The sequence below is a fragment of the Actinoplanes sp. NPDC048791 genome (assembly GCF_040650095.1).
Classification (GTDB): Bacteria; Actinomycetota; Actinomycetes; order Mycobacteriales; family Micromonosporaceae; genus Actinoplanes.
The window spans coordinates 1-2,031 of record NZ_JBEZGQ010001298.1; the positions used below are offsets into that span (position 1 = coordinate 1).

Here is a 2,031-nt window from a genome sequence, read left to right on the forward strand (position 1 = left end):
GGTTGATCCGGTGGTTGCTCGGGCGGCTGCGGCTGCTCGGGCTGCGGCCCGGACCGATGGCGTGCCAGTGGTGGGGCTTGCTGCTGACTCCCGGCCCACCTGCGGGCGGTGCCGGGCGAGAACTACCGCGGGTACTAGCCCCGGGCGACGCGGTCGCGCAGCCGGGGCAGGATCTGCTCGCCGTACACCCGCAGGAAGCGGTCCTGGTCCGGGCCCGGCGCGTGGAAGACCAGGTGCTTGAAACCCATGTCCAGGTACTCGGTGACCTTGGCGGCGTGCTCGTCCGGGTCCGCGGAGCAGATCCAGCGGCTGACCGTACGGTCCACCGACAGGGCGTCCGCGCGCCGCTGCATCTCGATCGGGTCCTCGACGCCGGTCTTCTCCTCCGGCGACAGCGCCAGCGCGCCCCAGTACTGGGTGTCGTTGCGCGCCCGCTCCAGGTCCGGGTCGAAGGAGACCTTGACCTCGATCATCAGGTCGACGTCGTCGAGTGACCTGTTCGCCTTTTCAGCACCCTCGCGGACGGCCGGCAGCAGCGTGTCGGTGTAGAGCTCGCTGCCCTTGCCGCTGGTGGTGATGAACCCGTCGGCGATGCGCCCGGCGAGCCGGGTCGCGGCCGGGCCGGAGGCACCGATGTAGATCGGCACCGGCTGCTCCGGCTTGTCGTAGATGGTGGCCAGCTCGGTGCGGTAGAAGGTGCCCTCGAAGGTCACCCGGTCCTCGGTCCAGAGCTGCCGGATCAGGGTGACCGCCTCCTTGAGGCGGGCGAAGCGCTCCTTGCCGTCCGGCCACTTCAGGCCGAGCGGCACCTCGTTGAGCGACTCCCCCGAGCCCACACCGAGGATGACCCGGCCGGGCGCCAGACAGCCGAGGGTGGCGAACGCCTGGGCGACCACCGCCGGGTGGTAGCGGAACGTCGGGGTGAGCACGCTGGTGCCGAGCAGGACCCGCTCGGTGCTGGTGGCCAGCGCGCCGAGCCAGGGCAGCGCGGCGGGGGCGTGCCCGCCGTCGTGCCGCCACGGCTGCAGGTGGTCGCTGACGAACACCGAGTCGAAACCCTGCTGCTCGGCCTGGATGCCGTAACGGAGCAGCTCGCGCGGGGCGAACTGCTCCGCCGATGCCTTGTAGCCGAACCGAATCATGATCCGACCCTATCCCGCGGTGCTACCCGGCGGCCTTGTACGCCTTGCCCGCCTCGGTCGGGGTGGAGGCGTCCTTGTAGAGACCGAAGTCGACGCTGTCGCCCACCGCGGGCAGCCCGAACCACGCGTACCGCTCGACGAAGGAGCGCTTCTCCATGCCGGTCGTGGTGCCCTTGATGAAGGCCGCCTCCTGGGCGCCCGTGGGGTACTTCGGGGAGCCGGTGAAGTTCATCAGGCCGTACTCGGTGACCCAGACCGGCAGGTCGTAGCGGGCGTGGACCGCGTCGACGTAACCGAGGAACTGCCCGACCGCGGCGGCGCTGAAGTCCGAGCCGTACCAGTGCACCGTGATGAAGTCGACGCGCAGATTTTTTTCCTTCGCGCCCTTCATGAACCGGTCCAGCCAGCCGCCGGCGGTGTCGCCGCCGTAGGCGACGGCCGGGCTGCCCAGCCGCAGGCCGGTCTCCTGCAGCTTCGGCCAGGCGGCGAGGGCGTCCTCGACGCTCATGTTCGCCTGCCCGCCCATGTCCGGCTCGTTGAAGCCGAGCAGCACGTCACCCTCGCGCTTCGCCTTGGCCAGGGTCCCGGCCGTCACGTTGGCCTTGCCCCAGATCATCGGCACGAACTCGACGTCGGCCGGCCCCGGCATGGAGTCGTTGTCGGGTGACCAGTTGTAGTACCAGCCCGCGCCGACATCGTCGAGCGCGCCCATGATCCCGTCGAACTGCCAGGTGCCGACGCCCTTCTTGGCCGAGGTCGCGGTGGCCGGCACCCGCGCGACGGGCGCCTTGGTCTTCTTCTTCGCCGGCGAGGGCTGCGCCGACGGCGACACCGAGGTGGCGCTGGGCGTGGGCGCGGCCGGCAGGGACAGCCGCGGCGTGGGCGCGGC

Annotated in this window: 2 protein-coding genes; both read right to left on the reverse strand. The window is 71.0% G+C overall.

Annotated elements, in window-relative coordinates; translation table 11 throughout:
- Positions 1–134: 134 nt before the first annotated feature.
- Positions 135–1,142 (reverse strand): glucose-6-phosphate dehydrogenase (coenzyme-F420), encoded by a 1,008-nt coding sequence (gene fgd, locus AB0C29_RS45610; RefSeq protein WP_360834224.1) that lies wholly within the window; start codon positions 1,140–1,142, stop codon positions 135–137.
- A 22-nt stretch (positions 1,143–1,164) separates the two neighbouring features.
- A partial coding sequence (locus tag AB0C29_RS45615; protein ID WP_360834226.1) for a glycosyl hydrolase occupies positions 1,165–2,031 on the reverse strand: 867 nt, incomplete at its 5' end.